The organism is Chryseobacterium sp. YIM B08800, assembly GCF_026163565.1.
Taxonomy (GTDB): Bacteria; Bacteroidota; Bacteroidia; order Flavobacteriales; family Weeksellaceae; genus Chryseobacterium.
The window spans coordinates 1-21,497 of sequence record NZ_JAPDKN010000023.1 but is presented as its reverse complement, the minus strand read 5'-3'; the positions used below and the strand labels follow the sequence as shown (position 1 = coordinate 21,497).

Sequence of the window (21,497 nt, the reverse complement as noted above, 5' to 3'; positions counted from 1 at the left end):
GTTATGATTCTTAATTTCTAACTCGTAACTAAATTACTATCTTTGCAAAAATATTTAGAATGAGCAGAGACAATAATAATTCAGGGAGACCTAAAAAACCTAGATCTTCAACAAGAAACTCAGACAGTCCTCGTTCTCTTAAATCTGGAAATTCCGGATCAAAACCTTTCAAAAAGTCATTCCCCAAAGCAGGAGAAAGAAATTCTGATTCCAAAAGAAGTGATGACAATAGTTATCAAGCTCGAATGGACAGAAAATATTCAAAAACTGAACAAGAACCTTTTATTACCAATTCAGGTGAAGAGAAAAAGACTTTCGGTAAATCTGCTCCCAAAAGAGGAGGTAGTAGACCCAATAGTTTTGACGTTAGAGATAAATACGAAAGAGGCAGCCTAAAGTACGGAAGAAGACCGGGGTCTGAAGGAAACGATAAAGATCAAGACAGAGCAAAATCTTTTGTACAAAAAAGAAGATTCAAGAAAGTAGAAAAAGACGTTCATAAAGATACTATTCGTCTTAATAAATACATTGCCAATTCCGGGATTTGCAGTAGGAGAGAAGCTGATGAGTTAATTACTCAAGGTTTGGTAGAAGTCAACGGAAAAGTGGTTACAGAAATGGGTTACCAAGTTGAGAAAACAGATAAAGTTATTTTCGACGGACAAAACATTACACCCGAAAAACCGGTTTATGTACTTTTAAACAAGCCAAAAGGGTATATATCTACTACAAAAGATGACAAAGCAAGAAAAACAGTGATGGATTTGGTTGCAAATGCATCTCCATACAGAGTTTTCCCGGTAGGAAGATTAGACCGTTCTACAACAGGAGTTATTCTTTTGACGAATGACGGGCACATGACTAAAAAACTGACGCATCCATCTTTTGATGCGAAGAAAATTTATCATGTTACTTTAGATAAAAAATTGACAAACGAAGACTTGAAACTTATTTCGGAAGGAATTCGTTTGGATGAAGGTGTTGCTGAGGTTGATCAGATTTCATTTATCGAAGGAAAACCTAGAAATGAAGTTGGAATTGAAATTCATATCGGTTGGAACCGTGTTATCAGAAGAATTTTCCAAAGATTAGGATACGAAGTGGAAGCTTTAGACAGAGTAATGTTTGCCGGATTAACGAAGAAAAACATCAAAAGAGGACACTGGAGAATCCTTACAGAGCAAGAGGTGAATAATCTTAAAATGCTTTAGCTCGAGAGACGAGATTAAAAGTTTCGAGTCTTAACTTAAAATATAAAGACGTTGAATCTCTTCAACGTCTTTTTTTATATTAAGAAAATGAGTGATTTTTTTAAAGTTTCACAACTTATAACTCATAATTAATAATTCAAAACTCAAAAAATTATCCTAAAATAGTCACTCCTTTTTGCAACATTTCAAAGATAGCATCCTTTCCGTTATCAGGTTTTACATTGACAGCACGAGTTCCGTTGAAGTGAAGACAAGTGATGTATCCAAGATTAGCTGCATCAAGACAAGTAAATTTCACACAGTAATCTAGGGCTAAACCTACGATCTCAACCAATTGAATCTCATGGTATTTTAAGAAATCATCCAATCCTGTTTTCATAAAATGATTGTTATCCTGAAAACCGCTGTAAGCATCAATTTCAGTATTTTTTCCTTTCTGGATAATATGAGTTACTTTATCTCTGTTTAGATCTTTATGAAATTCTGCACCAAAGGTATTTTCTACACAGTGATCTGGCCACATAAACTGCGGAACACCATTTAAAATAATGCTTTCACCTACTTTTCTATTATTATTGCTTGCAAAACTTTTGTGGTTTGCAGGATGCCAATCTTGAGTAAGTATAATCTGCTCGTATTGATTATCTTCCATCAAAAGATTAATATAAGGAATTACTTCATTTGCTCCTGGAACAGCAAGAGCTCCACCTTCACAAAAATCGTTTTGTAAATCGACTATTATTAACGCTTTTTTCATATTTCGCTTTCTAATTTTTTATTAATTGATTAAAGTTAACATTCAAAAATTTGTCCAAAATCTGATTATCTGACAAAACGGCATTTAAAAAAATAAAATTACAATCTGAAAGGCATTTAGAAAGAAAAAACACACTGCAAAAGTTTATCTTTGTACTAAATAAATACTATATGTCATTTGAATCGTTAGGATTATCACAAAATATTATTCATTCTGTTAAAAATTTGGGTTATTTAAAGCCTTTTCCGATCCAGGAGCAAGCGATACCTGTTATTTTAAAAGGAAAAGATTTAATGGGAATTGCACAGACGGGTTCCGGAAAAACAGCTTGTTTTGTGATGCCAATTTTAGAAAAACTACAAAATGCAGAAGTTAAGAAAGACCGTAATATTGAGGTTCTAATATTGGTTCCTACCCGAGAATTGGCGATTCAGATTGATGAGGTTTTCAGAGCGTTTACAAACAATTTGAAACGTGAAGTTCGTACAATGGCGGTTTATGGCGGTGTTTCTATCAATCCACAGATGAAGGGAATGTTTGGCGTAGAAGTTCTTATTGCAACACCCGGTCGTTTGTTGGATTTAATTGATCATAAGGCATTAAGCATTTTCCAAATAAAGCATTTAGTGATTGATGAAGCAGATAAAATGTTTCAGTTAGGTTTTGGTGAAGAGATGAACAAGCTTTTTGCCATGATGCCCGTTGCAAAACAAACCACTTTATTTTCTGCGACTTTAAATGATAAAGTTACCGAGATGAAAGAACGTTTATCGATTAACCCTACGATCATCGAAATTAAAAAAGAAGAAGTTGAAATTGATAATATTGAACAGTTAGCTTATCATGTTTCTCCTGAAAACAAAGGCCCTTTCTTACGATATTTAATTAAAGAAAAGAAGGTTGAGAAAGCTTTAATATTTGTTTCTTCTACAAGATCTGCTGATAATTTGGTTGAAAAACTAAAGAAAAATAAAATAAAAGCTGTTGCGATCCACAGTCAAAAATCTCAGAGTGCGCGTAGAAATAATCTGGAAGAATTTAAAGTAAACGGAGCTCAAATTTTGGTTGCTACAGACTTGATTGGTCGTGGTATTCACATTGAGTCTTTACCTTGTGTAATCAATTACGAATTGCCTCGTTCGCCTTTAGACTACATTCACCGAATTGGTAGAACGGGTCGTGCAGGCGAAAAAGGAACCGCTATTTCAATTTTAACTGATGATGAATTACAACATTTCAGAGTGATTCAAAAGAAAATGGGTAAGAAAGTTACTTTACAAAGAACGGAGGATATTAATCTGCATGGCTATTAAATTTTTAAATATTTTCTCGCAGATTGAGCGGATTTTGCAGATTTACATAAAGCAATTTTAAAGTCTGTTTAAATTTTAATAAATAACTTTTTAATAACCATTTCTTAATTTTGACTATATCGAATCTTCGATTTCTTAATTAAATAAACTTTGTTTATTCTTAATTTTTCACCATTCAGATTTTTAGTTATACAAATAATCTTAATTTCTTAATGGTAAAAATTAAACAGGCTCATAATTAATTTTAAACTATTTATAAAACAAGTAACTCATTAAGTTTCATCAAATCACTAAATATTATCATTGAAAATGGACAATTTAGAACAGAAAAGATTTCCGATAGGTCGCTTTGAAGCTCCTGACAACATCTGCGACATTCAACTCACAGAATATATTAAAGTCATCAAAAATTTTCCAGACAAATTAAAAAATCTGATTGAAGATTTTAACGAAGACCAATTAGATACACAATACAGAGAAGGCGGTTGGACAGTAAGGCAGCTTGTCAATCACATTGCAGACAGTCATATGAACAGTCTTATTCGTTTAAAATTGGCGCTTACCGAAGAAAATCCAACAATAAAACCTTACGACGAGGCAAAATTTGCAGAACTTCAAGACAGCGTAAATATGCCGATAAAACCTGCGATGAGAATTATAAAAGGAACTCATCAAAGATGGACGGTTCTATTAAAAGGCATGACCAATAAACAGTTTGAAAGAACTTTTCATCATCCTGAACACAACGAAAGTTATGATCTGAGAGTTTACCTTGCGAATTATGTTTGGCACTGCGATCATCATTTTGCACATATTGAGAATTTGAAGAAAGAAAAGAACTGGTAGTGAAAAGCCTTCATAACGAGAACGATTTTAACGAAATTAAGCAGAGAATTGCTCAGCTTTCAGAAACCTCAGAGAGAAAATGGGGGAGCATGGATGTTTCCCAAATGCTCGTTCATTGTGATTTGATCTTACAGATTGCATTAAAGAAAATCACTCTTCCGCCAATCAATTTTCTATTCAAATCGATCGGAATTTTTGTGAAAAGAGAAATGCAGATTTTCAATAACGGAATTCCCCGAAATATGCCTACTTTTAGAAAAGTAATCGTTAATTTTGAATGTAACTTTGAGGAAGCAAGAAACAATCTTTTAAAAAGGTTAGACGAGTATTATCTTGCTTACAAAAATCATGATTTGCCAAATCGTCATGAGCTTTTTGGTGAAATGAAAGAGAAAGATTGGGGATTTATGGAATATAAACATCTCAATCACCATTTAAAACAATTTAATGTATGAGTTTTTTAGATAAAATATTTGGCGGAAAACAGGAACAGGGAGAAACAAAATCTTTCTGGAAAACAATAAAGACTGAAGAAGATTTAGAAAAAGCAATCAAAGAATCTTATGAAAATAGAGTAGCGATTTTCAAACATTCTACAAGCTGCTTTATCAGCAAAACGGTTTTGAAAAATTTTGAAAAAGAAATTGAAAATTCAGACGAACAGAATGTAAGTTTTTATTTTCTTGATCTTTTGGCTTTCAGACCGATTTCTAATAAGATCGCTGAAGATTTTGGGATTCGTCATGAAAGCCCGCAATTAATTGTTCTTGAAAACGGAAAAGCCATTAACAATGCATCACATCAGGATATTTCTTTAAGCCAGATTCTATGAGTAATATAAATGAATATTTAGCAAAAGTTTTTGAAGTTCCTGCTGAAAAAGTAAATTTATGCAGCATTCAGTATGAGATGAAAAAAGTAGGAAAGCACGAAATGCTTTTGCAGGAAGGCGAAGTATGCCGAAATACTTTTTTTGTTGAAAAAGGACTTCTAAGAATGTATTCTATCGATAAAAACGGCAAAGAACACGTTATACAATTTGCGCCTGAAAACTGGCTAATTGGCGACCGAAGCAGTCTTTATTTTAATGAAAAATCCCGTTATTATATTGAAGCGGTTGAAGATTCTGAAGTATTATTTTTACAGCCGGATTTTTTCAGTAAATTGTTGGAAGAATTCCCGAATACAATTGAAAAAAATGATCTGATTATTCAGAAGCATGTAAAAAGCTTGCAGGACAGAATCAATTCTTTGTTGGGAGAAACGGCAGAAGAACGCTATTTAAAATTCATTAAAATGTATCCGGATCTTTTGCTGAGAGTTCCGCAATGGATGATCGCTTCTTACTTAGGAATTACTCCGGAAAGCTTAAGCCGTGTGAGAAAAGAACTGGCAAAAAAAAATTTTGTTACCGATAAATAATCTTTAATTTAAGATAAAAATATAATCACCGCACCAAACAACTAATCGTTGTTCAGTGTGGTGATTATTCTGTTAAGATATTCCTGTTCTCTTAAAACTTTTTCATAAGATTGTTTGGCATAAGAAGGTGACAAACGATAACCATCGGCATGAAGCTGATAACTGTCATTCTCAACATATCCTGTAAAGTTCACCGTATATTCATGGATAAATTTATCAATCAAATTCTTCCTTATTTCGCAAATCGTACTGTTCTTTATTTTTTGCAAAGAATTTAATATAAAAGACTTATCTCCGGTGAACTGAATTACCTGAGTAATCATTGCAAAATTACTCAAAGGTTTATTACTCGTTTCATTTACAACAGCGTGTGGGTCATCTTCGAATATCATGATCTTATAGTTTTTTAAGTAAAAAAATTCTAAATTAAACGGTAGCGTTACCTTCTACACCGTCTGAATTATCGGTTTTATTCCCGGTAACTGCAGCGGTTACAAAACTTAGAAGACTTACGAGTTTTCCAGCTTTGGTATCCCAATAATAAGTGTCTTTTGGTGTTACACGGATAATCGAAACATTCGGATCATCTTTTCCGTCAAACCAAGCATTTGCCATTGCAGACCATTTTTCTTCAATGGTTGATCTGTCTTTATAAATAACAGCATCACCAAATATAGAAAGATATTCTGAATCTGAGTTGTTCATAAATAAAAGTTGTACTCTTTTGTCGTCTTTTATTTCAAAGTTTTTATTGCTGGCTTCACTGCTAATAAACCATAGATTTCCGCTTTCATCGGTTTCCTGAAGCCCCATTGGCCGGGTATTGATAGGTAAACTTTCAAGATTGGTGCAGAACATACAGAATTTTGCTTTTTCTGAAAGTTCTTTAATTTTTTTGACCGCTTCTGCGCTATTCAAATTTTCTGTTGACATAATACTATATTTTGTAATTGTGGTGTGTATTTTAGAATCAATGATCCTTTGGTTATTGGTCTCTTCAAAAACCTAACCAAAAATATAAAATCTTTAAAATAAATTTCAATTTTCTTGTAAAACAAATCTAAAATAACATTATTTATAAAAACCAGCTACCAGTAATCAAAATTTATGATTGAAATCATAAAAAACATTTCTTCTTATACATAATCACAAATTAATTTTAAAATATTAAAAAAACCTTTCTAAAAACTATAATTGTAAAATAAGTTGTGGCACAAAATATGTGTTGAAAGTTTCGATAGTAAAATTTATTACTTACAGTAAAGTATATTAAAATGATAAATATTTTTAAACCATGAAAACAATAAGCTGCATGAAGATCGACGAGCAGTTGCTGCAATCTTACGGTGCCGAAATTAAAACCTACAAAGAAAAAGAACTTATTTTCAGAGAAGATGATTCACCAAATTTTTACTACCAGATTATAGATGGTGGTGTAAAAGTGAATAATTTTAATGATGACGGAAAAGAATTCATCCATAATATTTTAGGAAAAGGGCAGAGCTTTGGAGATGCACACTTGTTTATAGAAAAAAAATATACTGTGAATGCTTTTGCTATAAAGCCTACAACACTCATTGTTTTGCCTAAAAAAAAATTCATTAATCTGGTAGAAGAACACCCCAAAATTTCTTTAGAAATAAATGCATGTTTATCGCTACGTCTTTATTTTAAAATGAAAATGATGCACGACATGGTTTCTCAACAGCCTTCCGCAAGAATTCTTGGTCTTTTTAATTATCTGAGAAGTTATACCGATTGTGAAGATCAACATTCATTTAATGTACAGCTTACAAGGCAACAAATTGCCGATCTTACCGGTCTGCGTGTAGAAACAATCATTAGAACCATCAAAAAAATGGAAAAAGAGAATTTGCTAAAAATTGAAGACCGAAAAATATATTATTAAAAAAAATGACATGACTCAAATCATAATTAATAAATTTTAATCGAAGTATATTTGATATATTTTATCACTGAATAATCATCACACCACCAATCACCTAAATTACTCGTATATGAAAACAAAAACATTCTATTTATTTTACCCAATAAGGTTTTAAAATTTGCAGTTTTTTAATCTCAGATTCAATCTATAACCTCAGTCTTTTATTCATAACTTCTTTCATAATTACCTCTTTTGTGGAGGAAGAGGTAATTTTTTTTCAGAACGTTTTAGAGTAGGTGAATTTACTAAAATTTTACCTGCATGTAAAAACTGATGGTCTCCGTTACTTTGAAAAACACAGGAATATCTCGCAATTTTATTAAAACAATCTTATGGAATTTCAACAAAACTTACTCAATTATATCAGCGAATCATTAATTACCACTAATGAAACAATTTCTATCGCTGAAAGTGTTACTTCCGGGCTTTTTCAGCTCGCTTTTTCACAAATGCCGAATGCATCAATGTTCTATAAAGGCGGAATTACTGCTTATACATTAGATCAAAAAGTGAAACTTTTAAATGTAGATTATGAAGACGCCAGTTTGTGCGATTGCGTTTCTGAAGAAATTGCAGAAACAATGGCACTCAATGTAGCCCGATTATTTGAAACCGATTGGTCTATTGCGGTTACAGGCTACGCCAACCCAATACGAAGCTCGACTTATAAAATATTTTCATACTATTCTTTTGCTTACAAAGGTGAAATTATCTTATCTAGAAAATTGGAGCTTCATCCCAAAACACAGGCTTTGGGAGCGCAACAATATTACACAGAATTTATTTTGGGATGCTTTAAAAGTGAGATTAATAAACTTTTAATTTTAAAATAACGAAGCTGAGGTAAAGATTACTACTTTAAAAATTAATAAAAGATTTTTCTGTTTTTAATTTTTAAAACCCCTTCTTTCTCCATGTTTTTTATTACCCTGATGACGGTTTCTACGCTTAATCCGGTAAGAGAAGCAAGTTGTTGTCTGGTTAAAAGGATTTGTAACGCATACTGTGTTTGGTCGTGATGATGGTCTTTAAGATAATTCATCAAGGTTAACAATTTTTGTGCTGGTTTTTGAAAAGCCATGCTCTGCATCATCAAAAACTTGTAATGCATATTCTCAGAAAGGCACTTTAGAATTCTAAAATAATTTTCAGGATGTTGTTTTAGAAATTGTAAATATTGCACTTTTGGCAATCTTATAATTTCAGATTCTTCTATTGCAACGGCATTTACAGGATATGTTTTTTCTGTGAAAAGTGATGATAAACCAACACTTTGCCCATGAGAGAATATTCCTTGAATAAATTCTTTACCTCCTTCATTGTAATTATTTAATTTTACTTTTCCCTTTGAAATAAGGAAAAAGAAGCCGGGAACTTCACCTTCAGAAAATATAAGATCATTAGGATTATAGGTTCTTAAATCAGCTCCAAAAGAAAATAACTGATCTTCATTTATCATATTGTTGAGATTAATTCAATCTAAAAATTTCATCCAAAAGCTGGGAAACAATCAAATTTTCGGATTTTTTAGAGATGTAAAGAAAGAATATTTTTATGCAAAAGTGAATTATTTCCCTACCACACAGATACCACACAATATTTTAGAGGTTAAAATTTTGATTAATTTAAACTACTCAGTAAATAGTATTGCGCCAATTAAACAGAAATATAAATTTTATTGATTACAATCATAAAAAGAAAGATGAAAAATCTGATACATTTGAGTCCAAATTTTGAAAAAAGAAAGATTGATGATAATTTAATATCGGCGTAATAATTACTTAGAATTTATTACTCTTAAAATAATCAGCGTCTGAATCTACAATAACAAATTTTAAAAAACTGATAACAAGAACGTTAATCAAGCCAAGTTTTTCCAGAGACTTTGGTAATGATAGAGAAAAATTTTGCCAAACAATGAATAGAAATAGAGAAAACACACAAGATTTTAATGAAGAGCAATACAATGCAAAAACTTTGCTTGATGAGGAAATCATTAGACTTGCCAAACAAAATTCACCGCGTCTTTTAAGTAAATTTAAATCTGCATATCCCGAGTTTTTTGTAAACTTGGCTACCGTTAATTCAAATCTGCAAAATTCTGAAATTATATTTTGTATTTATCTCAAGTTGGGATTGAGCACGAAAGAAATTGCAACTTATACGTTTGTGACTCCAAAAGCCATTCAGAATAGAAAAAACAGATTAAGAAAAAAACTTAAAATCTCGTCAGATACCGACATTTATAAATGGTTTGATCAGCTTTAAGATTTATATCTCATAAATTTCCGCATCTGTAAAAACATAGAATCTTCCTTTTTGAGGGAGATTTTTTGTGTCTAATCCTGTAAACTCACTGAAAGCGGGAAGCAACAATTGGTTTTCCGTTACTACAAAACAAGGGAGTTTTATTTTTTTTATCATAGAATTAATAACAAAACCGGGATGAATATGCCCTGTAACCTGAAATCGTTCTGTATTTTTATTGAAATCATGAGAAAATAAAATATCACTAATTTCTAATGAATTGCTTTTAAGATCCAGACAAAGTTTCTTCTCTAAAGTTTTTGAAATCTTATCATGATTACCTTCTACTAAACAAAATTTAATGCTTGGATATTGATTTTTCCACTCACAAAACTGGTCGACATCAGAATTATCTCCGGCATGAAGCAAATCGCCGACAATAATAAATTTTTCTGGCTGAAAATATTCAATTAAAATTGATAATCGTTCCAAATCATTTTTCATAATCTGGTTGGCTAAAGCAATTCCGTTTTTGCGAAAATGTGCCGTTTTACCAACATGCAAATCCGAAAAGATCAATGCTTTTTCTTTTTCCCAAAATAGCGCGCGTTGATTTGTTAAAGTAAAAATTTCATTCTGAATGTTTATATTTTTTGTTGCTATTTTCATTTTGAAAGGGTGAAATTTTGTTTCTTTTGACCAATTTTGTTTTACCTATAACTTTGCAGCCCGACCTGAGTGGAGCTCTTTTTGTGTAGCAAAGCGGAACAAAAAAGCGGGAACGGAGGGCGGATTAAGCTGCCCAAATAAATTAAAAATCATTTTATATTTCTTCCCGATTGTTTAATCAGCTTCTGAATTCTTGCATCCAGATTTTCGCTCGTTAAAGTTTGGCGTAAACTGTCGACTTTTATAGGAAAACTCAAAGGTGTAAATTTATTTGAATATTTTAAAATCAACTTAGATTTTTCGATTCGTTTAAAAGCTTCTACCAAACGTTGCTCTTGGAGCTGCATATTGAAAACTTCGGTGTATGCCTGTCTCACAAGAAAATGATTCGGGTCATAATCTTCCAAAACTTTAAAGATCAGTCCGGCCGAACTTTGTAAAGCTTTATTTGACCGTTGCTGTCCCGGAAAATTCTGTACAACCATTCCCGAAATTACTGCAATATCTCTGAATTTTCGCCTCGCCATTTCTGCAGAATTAATGCTCGAAATTACATCGGTCATCAGATTTTCTCTTGTTAAAATTTTCTCCAGATTATTTTCATTTACAGGAATTTCTTTGTCGCTGAATAATTCAAAACCATAATCATTCATCGCCATAGAAAAGGAAATCGGAGCTAATTTTGAAATTCGATACGCAATTAAAGCTGCCATTACTTCGTGAACCAATCTGCCTTCAAAAGGATACATAAACAAGTGATAACCTTCTCTGTTTTTAATCATTTCCACCAAAAATTCATCTTCTTTCGGAATATGCGACCGCTCTTCCTGATTGATTAAAAGCGGATGTAAAAATTTCAGTTCTTTCTCCGAAGCTTTTGGATTTAACGCACCGGATAATTTTTCTCTTAGAAAACGGCCTAAATTTGAACTCAAAGGCAATCTTCCACCAAGATAACTTGGCGCCATTGCTTTTCCTTTAGAAGCACGTACAAAAACCGTCATATCTTTTACCATCGCCACTTCTAGAACTCTTCCAGCCAAAATAAATTTTTCGTCTTTTTTTAGCCTCGAAATAAAATATTCTTCAACCATTCCAATGTAACCGCCGGAAATAAATTTCACTTTCAGCATGGCATCACTTACAATTGCACCCATATTCATTCTGTGAAGCATCGCAATTTTTCTCGAAATGACTTTTTGCAGACCATCTTCCATTACCACCACTTTATGGTATTCTTCGTAGTTTTTCAGCGCACTTCCGCCAATCGTAAGAAAATCGATAATCTCTTTCCATTCTTCGTCCCGAATTTCCTGAAAAGTATAAACCTGTTTAATTCTTTCGTATGTTTCTTCAGGATAAAACCCGTCACCAATCGCTAAGGTCATTAGAAACTGAACCAAAACATCAAAACACAAAACCTGGGGTTCTCGAGGTTCAATTACATTTTGTTTAACAGCTTCCTTCAAGGCGGAAACCTCGATTAATTCTAAAGAATGGGTCGGAACACAATAAATTTTTGAAGTTTCAAAAGGGGAGTGACCGCTTCGTCCAGCGCGTTGTAAAAACCTTGCAACACCTTTTGCAGAACCAATTTGAATCACGGTATCAACTGGTTTAAAATCAATTCCTAAATCTAACGATGAGGTGGAAACTACGGCTTTTAATTTTCCTGAACTTAAATTTTCTTCAATCCAAATCCTTAAATGTGCATCAATTGAACTATGATGGATAGCAATTTGTCCTGCAAAATCAGGATAAGCATCCAACAATAACTGATACCACATCTCACTCTGACTTCTTGTATTGGTAAAAACAATGGTCGATTTAGATTCTAAAATAATCGGAACTACTTTATCTGCCAATTTATGACCAAGATGTCCTGCCCACGGCAAAATCTCTACTTCATCTGGAAAAACTGAAATAATATCAATTTTTTTATGTTGATTAGCAGTAATTTTTGTCTTTTTTATGTTGTAAGGAATCAAAACTTCCATTGCTTCATCAAGGTTTCCAATTGTCGCTGTAATCCCCCAAATTTTCAGTTTTAGAACGTATTTTCTGAGCTGAGAAATTCCCAATTCTACTAATACACCACGTTTCGAGCCCAATAATTCGTGCCATTCGTCAATAACAATACTTTGCAGATTTTGGAAGAATCTCTGATGATTTTTTTGTCCAAGAAGCAGATGTAAACTTTCAGGTGTTGCCACTAAAATTTCCGGCATATTTTTAACCTGTTGCTGTCGTACTTTCGAGTCTGTGTCTCCGTTTCTTACCCCAACCAACCAATCTAAACCAATTTCGTCAATCGCTTCCTGCATTGCTTTGGCAATATCTTTTGAAAGAGATCGAAGCGGTGTGATCCAGATCATTTTTAATCCTTTCTTATATTTTTCAGGATGATTTAAAAAATCAGAAATCAACGCTAAAAAAACAGAATAAGTTTTTCCAAAACCTGTAGGTGCAACGACCATTCCGCTGTAACCGTTCCCGAATTTTTTCCAGGTATCAATTTGAAATTTAAACGGAGAAATCGATTTTTCCATCATCCAGTTTTGAATGATTTTAAATCCGTTGGTATTTTCGAAGTTGCTCAAATTTTGTTAATTATTATTTATAAACGCAAAGAGCGCAAAGATTTTTTGATATTCTACTGTATATTTTTTGTTCGCAAAGGCGTTTCACTCAGCAACGATAATCTGCTATCATTTGCTGAACGAAGTGCCTTTGCGAACGAAAGATGTTTTCAATATTTAAAAAATAAAACTTTGCGTTTAAAATTTACTGTATTAGTTTTTTAATCTCTTCAATATCATCAATTTCGTCAACGGTTTTATCTTTTCGCCATCTTAGAATCCTTGGAAAACGCAATGCGACACCACTTTTGTGACGATTACTGAACCCAATTCCTTCAAAAGCAATTTCAAAAACCAGTTCTGGTTTTACGGTACGAACAGGACCAAACTTTTCAATTGCATTTTTATTCACAAACTTGCTGACTTCCATAATTTCTTTATCGGTCAAACCGGAATAGGCTTTTGCGATCGTAACCAATTTATCGCCACTTTTCACGGCAAAACTGTAATCGGTGTAATAAGCACTTCGTCTTCCGCTTCCTTTTTGAGCATAAATAAGAACAGCATCAATCGTCATCGGATTGATCTTCCATTTCCACCAATCGCCTTTTTTTCGCCCTGAATGATATTGTGAGTTTTTCTGTTTCAGCATCAAACCTTCACTGTTTATTTCTCTGGAATTTTCCCTGATTAAATCTAATTTGTTCCAATCATCAAAATCGATAGCTTGAGAAATTTTTATATTTTCAGGAGCTTGATTTAATAGTAACTCTTCCAGCATTGCTCTTCTTGCTGACATTGGTTTTTCCCGCAAATCAGTTCCTTCGAGTTCTAAAATATCATATGCAAAAACTTCAATGGGAATTTCAGCAAGCATTTTTTTTGTTAAAGTTTTACGGTTTAATCTTTTTTGTAATTCATTAAAATTTAAAACGTTGCCTTCCTTTACAGCAAGTATTTCTCCATCTATCACAAAATTACCTATCATTGCTTTTACGGTCTCCGTAATTTCAGGAAACTGTTCTGTAACCAATTCTTCACCACGAGACCAAATAAAGACTTCATCATTTCTTCTAATGATTTGTCCGCGAATTCCGTCCCATTTATATTCGATGAGCCAATCTTCGGGCTTCCCTAAATCTTCCAAATCTTTTTCCAAAGGATAAGCGAGACAGAAAGGGTAGGGTTTCGAATTATCAGGATTGATATTTTCAGCAGAAATCAATTCTTTAAATGAAACTTCATCAGGTTGCCATTTGCCCATTAAACTGTGCATTAAAGTACTGGCTTCCTGCCCTGAAAATTTGGTTAAAGCATTAATCAAAGTTTTGGAAGAAACACCAATTCTGAAACTTCCGCCTAATAATTTATTGAAAATCAAACGCTCGGTGTAATTTAAACCATTCCAGGAATTGAGAACGAATTCTTTTTTTTCAGCATCCGATTTATTTTTTAATCCGATAATTTCACGTATCCATTCAGATAAAGATCTTTCAATTTGTTCGGTGGGTGGCGGAAGAATTAATGATAATGTTTCCCCTAAATCGCCAACCGAAGAATAACTTTCCTGAAAAAGCCAAAATGGTAATTGGGTAATTTCCAACGCCCATTCTTTCATATAATTCGTATTGACATTTCGCTTGGGTCTTTTGCCTGTAAACAATGCAATAAACCACAATTTGTCATCATCCGGTGCACGTTCGAGATAATCGATGATGGCATCGATTTTTGCATTGGTTTTATTGGTGCTTTCGAGAGCGTTGATGAGTTCTGCGAAATTTTTCATTTGTTAATCCTTTTTATTTTTAGTAAATCACAAAGGTGTCGCTCCTACGGAGCTCTTAAAATCGGAATAGCTATTTCTCTACAAAGGTTAAGTTCCTACGGAACTTTTTAAAATTTAATTCTCAATCTTTAATAATTTCCTTCTCTTTTTCTTCTTCATCGTCGTCTCCATACAAAGTTTCTACAACATCAGATTTAATTCCGATTTCGTTTAAATATTTCGAAAAAACTTCGGTTTGTCCGTGAGTAACGTGAACGATTTCGGCTTCAGTAGCTTTTATAGCCTGCAATAATCCTTTCCAATCGGCATGGTCACTCATTGGAAATCCGGCATCTGCACTTCGCCATCTTCTTGCACCGCGAACCTGCATCCAACCGGAACAAATTGCTGTTGCAGCATCAGGAATTTTTTTAATGACATTGCTATCTAATAAAGCCGGAGGAACGATTACAATGTCGCCCTGAACATGTTTAATATTTTCTCTAAAATCAGGAACTTCGTAATCAGGAAGAATGATTCCTACTTCTTCAAAAGCTTTATTCAGTTTTCCAATCGAGTAGTGAACGTGGATTTTTCCCATTCCTTCAACGGCTTTCATAATTCTTTGCGCTTTACCCAAAGAATAACCTATAAATACGGATGTTTTTTGATTCTCCTGATTTCTGAGAACCCAGTTCTGAAGTCTTTTATTTAAATCAGGAACTTCAAGCCAATTATAAATTGGAAGTCCGAACGTACTTTCTGTAACAAATTCATTACATTTTACCACTTCAAAAGGGGTACTCAAACCATCATCCTGAATTTTATAATCTCCCGAAACTACACTTACATAACCTTTATATTCCAAGCGAATCTGCGCCGAACCGATAATGTGACCTGCAGGATGAAGCGAAAGCTTTACACCATTAATATCTAAAACTTCACCATACTGCAAAGTCTGACATTCAATATCCGGCGAAATTCTTTGATGTAAAATGGGTTTTGTAAAATGATGGCAAAGATATTTTTTCATTCCCCAACGAGCGTGATCTGCATGTCCATGAGTGATAACTGCAAAATCAACAGGTCTCCAGGGGTCAATATAAAATTTCCCTTGCGGACAATAAATACCTTTGTTTGTGAATGTGATGAGTTTCAAGAGCGTGATGATTAGTGTATTTCTGAATATTCAAAAACCTAACCAAATTATTTGTTTTCAAGACTTTTCTGCAAATCGCTCCACGCTCCGCCGTTATAAACTTTTTTAAAGCCTTTTTCTTTTAAAATAGATTCTACTTTTACACTTCTTAAACCGTGTGAGCAAACCGTGATGTAAGTTTTCTCCGGATCAAGTTCTATATATCTTTCACGGATAGTTCCTAGAGAAATATTTTGAGAGCCATCGATATGTCCGGTTTCAAACTCTTTTTCGGTTCGCACATCAAGAATTACGGCGCCGTTTTTAATTAATTTGTCTAAACCATCGTCCAACGTTTGGAATCTATAAACTCTGTAAACAACATACATCAGGAAAATAATTCCACCAAAGATTAAAATACTTTTCATTTGTAAATATTTATTGTTTTTATAGTTTACTTAATATTTTTCGGTCAATATAGAATGTTCCAAACGGAATAATACAGGCTAATAATACTTTCCAGGTTGTTTCTTTGAATTTCCAGTTTTGTTCTACACCAACGCTCAACGTATTAAATAAAAACAGCAGAAATAATGAACCGTGAATTGGTCCCATCATTTTTACAAAGGCTGGATCATCAAATCCATATTTCAATGGAACTGCGATAAATACTAAAGTTAATAATGAAATTCCTTCAAGGATTGCAATAATTCTTAAACGTCCGATCTTAGTTTTAAGTAAATTGATCATAATTATCTGAAATAAGGTCTGTTAGCAAGTGGAGAAAACGGCCAGGGAATAGCAATGAAAATAACGACTAAAGCGATGATGAAATAGATCAACATGGTTTTAAATTTCTCTTTATCAGTTGTTTTTCTTTTTGAAATGGATGAACCAATTGTGATCAGAACAATAGAAAACAACATCAGAAAAATATGAATCAATCCAAAAAATAAAAGGTCAAATGATTCTTTGGCTTCATTAAAATTATTCCAAAAGTATTTGATAATCGGGCTTTGAGAATACAAGGTAATTCCTAAAATCAATTGAATATGAGCAATCGTTGCTGTGGAATGTCTTACAAAATCATCTGTTTTTGTAAATTCTTTATTCGAAAAATAACCTTTGTAAGCAATGAAAATCGAGTAGACTAAACTCAATAAAACCAACCATCGAAAAATAGAATGCAGAAATGTAAGTGTTTGATACATCTTCAAATTTTTATCAACACGACAAAGATAAAACAAAAACATACTAATTAGTATGTTTTTAGATAAAAAAATTATTTAAGTGTATCAAAATAGGATTTAAGACCCTTTAAATAAACAAAATAAACTCCTTTAGAATTTTCTAATTTACCCAAATTTCTTACTCCCCAATAACCGGACATCACAAAAACAGTAATTTCTTTAGCGTTAATATCAGATTTAATTTTACCATTTTCTTTTCCTTTTTCTATGGCATCAATCATTGCTTTTTCCCATTCCAGAGTAAGTTCATTTAACGCTTTTGTAAATTCAATATTCCAGGGTGCCATTTCTTGAGTAAAATTAGAAGCTGGGCAACCGTATTCAACCTTCAGATCTTCATTCTCCATCAATAAATGATGCATCAGATTATAAATGGTATCTAATGGATTCACATCGCTTTGAAAGGGTTCAATAAAAGTATTTTTGAAAGTAGGTCTCATCCTTTCATTGATAATGGCCAAACCCATTTCATCTTTCGTTTTAAAATGATAATAGAAAGCTCCTTTTGTTACCTGAGTTGTCGCAATAATCTCATCAACACTCGTTTTCTGATAACCATTGGTGTAGATCAGTTCAAATGCTTTTTGAAGAATATTTTGGCGGGTTGCTTCCGATTTTTTCATAAAATACCAATGGTCTGTTTTACAAAGGAACAAATTTTATCAATCAAAAAAAAGAGTCGTTGCAGAATAGCTCAGTACAGGTTTAGGTTTGTAGAGTAATTTTTCTAAAAATCAAATTTCTGTTTTTAATCACTTTAAAATTGATAAATCTTACGGAAATTTGCAAAAAATAAATCAATGAAGGTTATAGATGTAGAAAGTTGGAACAGAAAAGAGCATTTTGAGTTTTTTTCTAAAATGAAAAGTCCCTATTTCGGGTTTACAACGGAGGTAGACTGCACGAAAGCTTATGATAAAGCCAAAAAAGAAGGTCATTCTTTTTATGCTGTTTATCTTTATAAATCAATGGTGGCAATCAATACTGTGGATGAATTAAAACTCAGAATTGTTGACGGACAAGTAATCTTGTATGATGAGGTACATGTAGGAGGCACAATTGGAAGAGCAGACGGAACGTTTGGGTTTTCATTTTTTCACTATTCTCAAGACTTTGAAACTTTTAACGAAAGACTTCAAGAAGAAATTAAATCTGTACAAAATTCTACAGGTTTAGGAATAAGCAACGATGTTTTACCTATTAATCACATTAGACATACTACAATCCCGTGGAACTCATTTACTACCATTTTGCATCCGACAAATTTTGATCCTAAAGAATCTATACCAAAGATCGCATTTGGAAAATTCACCATTCGTGAAGGTAAAAAGTATCTTCCGGTTTCCATTGAGGCACATCATGGATTGGCAGATGGGCTTCATTTGGCGAAATATATTGAAGAATTTCAGAGACAGTTAAGCTTGTAGTGGTTGATGGTTTTTAGTTAATTGTTGATGGATTAGAGTTCAAAGTACTATAAACTAAAAATATATTTTTTTCAACCGCAAAAGAATCAAAAGATTGTCCGAGGATTTAGTTATTCAAAAGCTTGCAAAACGATTGGCTATACAGGCTTTTTAGATTTTGTAAACTTTTGAATTTCTATTTTTTCAATCATTTCTTTTGAACCTTTTGCGGTAATATATTTTTCAAAAAAACACAAAAGAAAATCCTGAATAAATCAGGATTTTTTTATTACCAATTGCTCAGTCCGTTTTCTAATGCCTTTTTATAATTTTCTTCGTCAAAAGAGTAGAGGTCGGGAGATTTGTGTGCACCGCCACGACGTTGCTCATTTAATTTTTTGAGAATTTCGAGGTTTTTTATTTTTCTGTAAAAATTTCCGCGGTTAAGCTCTTTCCCAAGAATCGTTTCGTATAATTTCTGTAATTCTGAAAGGGTAAATTTTTCAGGCAATAAATTATAACCGATTGGCTTATACGTAATTCTTTCACGCAAAGTCAACAAAGCTTTTTCTATAATTTCACGATGATCCATTGCCAATTCTATTTCGTTTAGTTGGCTCAGAGAAATCCATTCACACTTTTCACTGAGTTCATCTGCAACAAGAACAGCATTATCGGGATTGTATAAAGCATAATATCCTATAGAAACAAAACGTTGTTTCTGCCATAAAGAATCATCGAAGTCTTCAAAATAAAATTCGCTTCTTTTATTTTTACCAAAAACAGCAAATTCTTCCAAATAAACATCAGAAACACCTGCTCTCTCTTTTAAAACTCGTTTAGCGGCATCATCTAAATCCTCTTCTTTTTTTACATAGCCACCCGGTAAAAGCCATTGCTTACGATACGTCATCTGAAGAAGAAGAACCTTTAATTCACTTTTGTCAAAACCAAAAACGACAGGGTCAGTAGAAAGATGGGGAAGAAATAGATCTTTTGCCTCCTCAGATTTCTTTAAAAATTGTTGTTGTGAATCCATAAACTGTTTGTGAATACTTAGTGTGGCAAATTTAACATTAAAAATTTAACATTTACCCTAATAATACAATTCCGAAACTATTTTTAGAAATTTTAAAACTTTCTCTCCATCATAAGCTCATTATGAAGCAATGGTGTTTTCATTTTTAATTCATCAATAAATCATTTAAAATCAAATATTTAAATCTCTATTTTTATTCAAAATAACCTTTAAAATTGATAATTCAGGATAAAATTATTGTCCCAAATTAAGATATTATCAACAAAAGAGGTTATCTTAGCCTCTTAATTTTAATGTATATGATAAATAATGAAGTAAAATCTAAAAGGAACTATACCATTCCTTTGATTACTATTACGCTTTTATTTTTTATGTGGGGATTCATCACATGCATGAATGATATCCTTATTCCATACCTGAAACAACTATTCAAACTGACGTTTTTCGAATCGATGCTGGTGCAGTTTTGTTTCTTCGGAGCTTATTTTATAGGTTCACTAATTTATTTTCTGATTTCCATGTCGAGCGGAGATCCCATCAACAAAGTAGGTTACAAAAAAGGAATTCTTTTTGGAATTTTCCTTGCCGCTTTCGGATGTATTTTATTTTATCCGGCAGCAACATTCTCTTCTTACGGATTGTTCTTAGGCGCTTTATTCGTTCTTGGATTAGGATTTACCGTTCTTCAGATTACAGCAAACGCTTACGTTTCGCTTTTAGGTTCGGAAGATTCTGCATCAAGCCGACTGAATATGACGCAGGCTTTCAATGCTTTCGGAACAACAATTGCCCCGGTTTTAGGCGGACATTTAATTTTTGAATTCTTTTCTGCAGCCGACGGATCGTTCTCTGCAGTAGCAACAAGAATTCCTTACTTAATCTTTGCAGGGATTTTATTGTTGGTGGCTTTATTGATTTCAAGAGTGAAGTTGCCATCTTTCCAAACTGCGGAAGAAGAAATCGAAAAAGGTTTAGGTGCGCTTCAATATCCGCATCTTTTATTCGGTGTTTTTGCGATGTTCTGTTATGTAGGTGGGGAAGTAGCAGTAGGAAGTTTTATCATCAGCTTTTTAGAACAACCTCAGGTTATGAACCTTAATGAAGTGGTAAGTAAAAACTATCTTTCTCTGTATTGGGGAGGTGCAATGATTGGACGTTTCTTAGGTGCAATTTCGTTAAATCATTCAATCAGCCAAGAGAAAAAAGCATTGTATATGTTGGGAGCTGCAGTTGCAGTGTTTCTTGTAATTTTTAGTATTGTTAATCTTACTTTCTCCCAAGTTAGTTTCTTCTTAGTATTTATTGCATTAAACTTTGTGGCATTCTTTATAGGAAAATCTGCTCCGGCAAGAACGTTATCCATCTTTGCAGGAATCAACGTTTTATTACTTGTTTCAGCGATGTTAAACCACGGAGAATTGGCTATGTACAGCATTTTAGGAATCGGAATTTTCAACTCGATCATGTTCTCTAATATTTATACATTGGCTATATCAGGATTAGGAAAATACACAAGCCAAGGTTCTTCATTGGTTGTAATGGCCATTTTAGGAGGTGCCATTGTTCCTATTTTCCAAGGCTATTTGGCAGATGTTTTCGGAGTGCAACAATCATTTATTATTCCTGTGTTCTGTTATATTGCCATCTTAATTTTTGGTGTATATTGTACTAAATATTTAGGACACGTAAAACAGGATGCTGATGCGAAATCAGGACATTAATATTTTTAATTTTATATATTGAAAAACCTGCTTTTGAGCAGGTTTTTTTTGTTTACTTAACTAATCAAATAATGTTTTATTAATGTCATTTTGGTAATCAAGTAATTCAAACATATTTTTAGGGCTACTGGAATTGACGGCTTTCCAAACAAATGGGAATCGTAAAACAATAATTAACCAAGTTGC

The 21,497-nt window shown here is 32.9% G+C and carries 24 protein-coding genes; 11 read left to right on the top strand and 13 right to left on the bottom strand.

The genetic code is table 11. From position 1 onward, the window contains the following. The first annotated feature begins 59 nt into the window (after positions 1-59). The gene (locus OEW74_RS10235) at positions 60-1,211 is read left to right on the top strand and encodes a pseudouridine synthase (RefSeq protein WP_265428387.1); all 1,152 of its coding nucleotides are present in this window, start codon (positions 60-62) and stop codon (positions 1,209-1,211) included. 151 nt (positions 1,212-1,362) lie between these two features. Here OEW74_RS10235 and pncA read toward each other — a convergent pair whose 3' ends face one another. Next, positions 1,363-1,968, bottom strand: a complete 606-nt coding sequence (gene pncA, locus OEW74_RS10230) for a bifunctional nicotinamidase/pyrazinamidase (RefSeq protein ID WP_265428386.1) — start codon at positions 1,966-1,968, stop codon at positions 1,363-1,365. Between the two features lie 170 nt (positions 1,969-2,138). Here pncA and OEW74_RS10225 point away from each other — a divergent pair, with 170 nt between their 5' ends. The 5 genes from OEW74_RS10225 (at position 2,139) to OEW74_RS10205 (ending at position 5,549) form a co-directional block, all read left to right on the top strand. Then, positions 2,139-3,281 (top strand): DEAD/DEAH box helicase, encoded by a 1,143-nt coding sequence (locus OEW74_RS10225; RefSeq protein ID WP_265428385.1) that lies wholly within the window; start codon positions 2,139-2,141, stop codon positions 3,279-3,281. A gap of 309 nt (positions 3,282-3,590) precedes the next feature. Continuing rightward, positions 3,591-4,127: a YfiT family bacillithiol transferase gene (locus OEW74_RS10220; RefSeq protein WP_265428384.1), complete on the top strand. Its 537-nt coding sequence runs from the start codon at positions 3,591-3,593 to the stop codon at positions 4,125-4,127. Then, positions 4,127-4,582, top strand: coding sequence for a hypothetical protein (locus tag OEW74_RS10215; protein ID WP_265428383.1), 456 nt, complete (start codon positions 4,127-4,129; stop codon positions 4,580-4,582). Before OEW74_RS10220 ends, OEW74_RS10215 begins: the two co-directional genes overlap by 1 nt. After that, complete coding sequence (ytxJ, locus tag OEW74_RS10210; protein WP_265428382.1) at positions 4,579-4,959, top strand: bacillithiol system redox-active protein YtxJ; 381 nt, start codon at positions 4,579-4,581, stop codon at positions 4,957-4,959. Before OEW74_RS10215 ends, ytxJ begins: the two co-directional genes overlap by 4 nt. After that, positions 4,956-5,549, top strand: coding sequence for a Crp/Fnr family transcriptional regulator (locus tag OEW74_RS10205; RefSeq protein WP_074228741.1), 594 nt, complete (start codon positions 4,956-4,958; stop codon positions 5,547-5,549). Before ytxJ ends, OEW74_RS10205 begins: the two co-directional genes overlap by 4 nt. A gap of 41 nt (positions 5,550-5,590) precedes the next feature. On the opposite strand, the gene OEW74_RS10200 is transcribed toward OEW74_RS10205, so the two are convergent. Both OEW74_RS10200 and OEW74_RS10195 read right to left on the bottom strand, forming a co-directional pair. Beyond that, a complete protein-coding gene (locus OEW74_RS10200; protein ID WP_265428381.1) occupies positions 5,591-5,941 on the bottom strand; it encodes a hypothetical protein in 351 nt (116 codons plus the stop codon). Positions 5,942-5,975: 34 nt separating this feature from the next. Then, positions 5,976-6,482: a pyridoxamine 5'-phosphate oxidase family protein gene (locus tag OEW74_RS10195; RefSeq protein ID WP_265428380.1), complete on the bottom strand. Its 507-nt coding sequence runs from the start codon at positions 6,480-6,482 to the stop codon at positions 5,976-5,978. Between the two features lie 361 nt (positions 6,483-6,843). Between OEW74_RS10195 and OEW74_RS10190 the strand changes: the two genes are divergently transcribed. Both OEW74_RS10190 and OEW74_RS10185 read left to right on the top strand, forming a co-directional pair. Continuing rightward, complete coding sequence (locus tag OEW74_RS10190) at positions 6,844-7,458, top strand: Crp/Fnr family transcriptional regulator (protein ID WP_265428379.1); 615 nt, start codon at positions 6,844-6,846, stop codon at positions 7,456-7,458. Between the two features lie 371 nt (positions 7,459-7,829). After that, positions 7,830-8,330 (top strand): CinA family protein, encoded by a 501-nt coding sequence (locus OEW74_RS10185; protein WP_265428378.1) that lies wholly within the window; start codon positions 7,830-7,832, stop codon positions 8,328-8,330. Positions 8,331-8,362: 32 nt separating this feature from the next. Here the strand turns inward: OEW74_RS10185 and OEW74_RS10180 are convergent, their stop codons facing one another. Continuing rightward, entirely contained in the window at positions 8,363-8,956 is a 594-nt protein-coding gene (locus OEW74_RS10180; RefSeq protein ID WP_265428377.1) for a Crp/Fnr family transcriptional regulator, read from the bottom strand. Positions 8,957-9,414: 458 nt separating this feature from the next. Between OEW74_RS10180 and OEW74_RS10175 the strand changes: the two genes are divergently transcribed. Continuing rightward, the gene (locus OEW74_RS10175) at positions 9,415-9,765 is read left to right on the top strand and encodes a LuxR C-terminal-related transcriptional regulator (protein WP_265428376.1); all 351 of its coding nucleotides are present in this window, start codon (positions 9,415-9,417) and stop codon (positions 9,763-9,765) included. Between the two features lie 3 nt (positions 9,766-9,768). Here the strand turns inward: OEW74_RS10175 and pdeM are convergent, their stop codons facing one another. The 8 genes from pdeM to OEW74_RS10135 all read right to left on the bottom strand — a co-directional run bounded on the left by pdeM (position 9,769) and on the right by OEW74_RS10135 (position 17,768). Further along, on the bottom strand, positions 9,769-10,413 hold the full coding sequence (pdeM, locus tag OEW74_RS10170; RefSeq protein ID WP_265428375.1) for a ligase-associated DNA damage response endonuclease PdeM: 645 nt from the start codon (positions 10,411-10,413) through the stop codon (positions 9,769-9,771). Positions 10,414-10,562: 149 nt separating this feature from the next. Beyond that, entirely contained in the window at positions 10,563-12,965 is a 2,403-nt protein-coding gene (locus OEW74_RS10165; protein ID WP_416207908.1) for a ligase-associated DNA damage response DEXH box helicase, read from the bottom strand. 232 nt (positions 12,966-13,197) lie between these two features. Then, positions 13,198-14,778 carry an ATP-dependent DNA ligase gene (locus tag OEW74_RS10160; protein ID WP_265428373.1) on the bottom strand — a complete coding sequence of 527 codons (1,581 nt, stop codon included), beginning with the start codon at positions 14,776-14,778 and terminating at the stop codon, positions 13,198-13,200. A gap of 121 nt (positions 14,779-14,899) precedes the next feature. Then, positions 14,900-15,916: a ligase-associated DNA damage response exonuclease gene (locus tag OEW74_RS10155; protein ID WP_265428372.1), complete on the bottom strand. Its 1,017-nt coding sequence runs from the start codon at positions 15,914-15,916 to the stop codon at positions 14,900-14,902. Positions 15,917-15,963: 47 nt separating this feature from the next. Then, positions 15,964-16,323, bottom strand: coding sequence for a rhodanese-like domain-containing protein (locus OEW74_RS10150; RefSeq protein ID WP_265428371.1), 360 nt, complete (start codon positions 16,321-16,323; stop codon positions 15,964-15,966). 19 nt (positions 16,324-16,342) lie between these two features. After that, positions 16,343-16,645, bottom strand: coding sequence for a DUF3817 domain-containing protein (locus OEW74_RS10145; protein WP_265428370.1), 303 nt, complete (start codon positions 16,643-16,645; stop codon positions 16,343-16,345). 2 nt (positions 16,646-16,647) lie between these two features. Then, on the bottom strand, positions 16,648-17,106 hold the full coding sequence (locus OEW74_RS10140; RefSeq protein WP_265428369.1) for a hypothetical protein: 459 nt from the start codon (positions 17,104-17,106) through the stop codon (positions 16,648-16,650). Positions 17,107-17,177: 71 nt separating this feature from the next. Further along, complete coding sequence (locus OEW74_RS10135; RefSeq protein WP_265428368.1) at positions 17,178-17,768, bottom strand: TetR/AcrR family transcriptional regulator; 591 nt, start codon at positions 17,766-17,768, stop codon at positions 17,178-17,180. A 177-nt stretch (positions 17,769-17,945) separates the two neighbouring features. On the opposite strand from OEW74_RS10135, the gene OEW74_RS10130 reads away from it, so the two are divergent. Further along, on the top strand, positions 17,946-18,572 hold the full coding sequence (locus OEW74_RS10130; RefSeq protein WP_074228781.1) for a chloramphenicol acetyltransferase: 627 nt from the start codon (positions 17,946-17,948) through the stop codon (positions 18,570-18,572). 268 nt (positions 18,573-18,840) lie between these two features. Here OEW74_RS10130 and OEW74_RS10125 read toward each other — a convergent pair whose 3' ends face one another. After that, on the bottom strand, positions 18,841-19,590 hold the full coding sequence (locus tag OEW74_RS10125) for an NUDIX hydrolase (protein ID WP_265428367.1): 750 nt from the start codon (positions 19,588-19,590) through the stop codon (positions 18,841-18,843). 299 nt (positions 19,591-19,889) lie between these two features. Between OEW74_RS10125 and OEW74_RS10120 the strand changes: the two genes are divergently transcribed. Further along, positions 19,890-21,311, top strand: coding sequence for a sugar MFS transporter (locus OEW74_RS10120; RefSeq protein ID WP_265428366.1), 1,422 nt, complete (start codon positions 19,890-19,892; stop codon positions 21,309-21,311). Positions 21,312-21,497: the final 186 nt, after the last annotated feature.

What these genes read in the sequence shown, in the direction of transcription:
- OEW74_RS10235 (WP_265428387.1), top strand. Translation starts at nt 60, where the DNA reads ATGAGCAGAGACAATAATAATTCAGGGAGACCTAAAAAACCTAGATCT.
- pncA (WP_265428386.1), bottom strand. Translation starts at nt 1,968, where the DNA reads ATGAAAAAAGCGTTAATAATAGTCGATTTACAAAACGATTTTTGTGAA.
- OEW74_RS10225 (WP_265428385.1), top strand. Translation starts at nt 2,139, where the DNA reads ATGTCATTTGAATCGTTAGGATTATCACAAAATATTATTCATTCTGTT.
- OEW74_RS10220 (WP_265428384.1), top strand. Translation starts at nt 3,591, where the DNA reads ATGGACAATTTAGAACAGAAAAGATTTCCGATAGGTCGCTTTGAAGCT.
- ytxJ (WP_265428382.1), top strand. Translation starts at nt 4,579, where the DNA reads ATGAGTTTTTTAGATAAAATATTTGGCGGAAAACAGGAACAGGGAGAA.
- OEW74_RS10205 (WP_074228741.1), top strand. Translation starts at nt 4,956, where the DNA reads ATGAGTAATATAAATGAATATTTAGCAAAAGTTTTTGAAGTTCCTGCT.
- OEW74_RS10200 (WP_265428381.1), bottom strand. Translation starts at nt 5,941, where the DNA reads ATGATATTCGAAGATGACCCACACGCTGTTGTAAATGAAACGAGTAAT.
- OEW74_RS10195 (WP_265428380.1), bottom strand. Translation starts at nt 6,482, where the DNA reads ATGTCAACAGAAAATTTGAATAGCGCAGAAGCGGTCAAAAAAATTAAA.
- OEW74_RS10190 (WP_265428379.1), top strand. Translation starts at nt 6,844, where the DNA reads ATGAAAACAATAAGCTGCATGAAGATCGACGAGCAGTTGCTGCAATCT.
- OEW74_RS10185 (WP_265428378.1), top strand. Translation starts at nt 7,830, where the DNA reads ATGGAATTTCAACAAAACTTACTCAATTATATCAGCGAATCATTAATT.
- OEW74_RS10180 (WP_265428377.1), bottom strand. Translation starts at nt 8,956, where the DNA reads ATGATAAATGAAGATCAGTTATTTTCTTTTGGAGCTGATTTAAGAACC.
- OEW74_RS10175 (WP_265428376.1), top strand. Translation starts at nt 9,415, where the DNA reads ATGAATAGAAATAGAGAAAACACACAAGATTTTAATGAAGAGCAATAC.
- pdeM (WP_265428375.1), bottom strand. Translation starts at nt 10,413, where the DNA reads ATGAAAATAGCAACAAAAAATATAAACATTCAGAATGAAATTTTTACT.
- OEW74_RS10165 (WP_416207908.1), bottom strand. Translation starts at nt 12,965, where the DNA reads ATGATGGAAAAATCGATTTCTCCGTTTAAATTTCAAATTGATACCTGG.
- OEW74_RS10160 (WP_265428373.1), bottom strand. Translation starts at nt 14,778, where the DNA reads ATGAAAAATTTCGCAGAACTCATCAACGCTCTCGAAAGCACCAATAAA.
- OEW74_RS10150 (WP_265428371.1), bottom strand. Translation starts at nt 16,323, where the DNA reads ATGAAAAGTATTTTAATCTTTGGTGGAATTATTTTCCTGATGTATGTT.
- OEW74_RS10145 (WP_265428370.1), bottom strand. Translation starts at nt 16,645, where the DNA reads ATGATCAATTTACTTAAAACTAAGATCGGACGTTTAAGAATTATTGCA.
- OEW74_RS10140 (WP_265428369.1), bottom strand. Translation starts at nt 17,106, where the DNA reads ATGTATCAAACACTTACATTTCTGCATTCTATTTTTCGATGGTTGGTT.
- OEW74_RS10135 (WP_265428368.1), bottom strand. Translation starts at nt 17,768, where the DNA reads ATGAAAAAATCGGAAGCAACCCGCCAAAATATTCTTCAAAAAGCATTT.
- OEW74_RS10130 (WP_074228781.1), top strand. Translation starts at nt 17,946, where the DNA reads ATGAAGGTTATAGATGTAGAAAGTTGGAACAGAAAAGAGCATTTTGAG.
- OEW74_RS10125 (WP_265428367.1), bottom strand. Translation starts at nt 19,590, where the DNA reads ATGGATTCACAACAACAATTTTTAAAGAAATCTGAGGAGGCAAAAGAT.
- OEW74_RS10120 (WP_265428366.1), top strand. Translation starts at nt 19,890, where the DNA reads ATGATAAATAATGAAGTAAAATCTAAAAGGAACTATACCATTCCTTTG.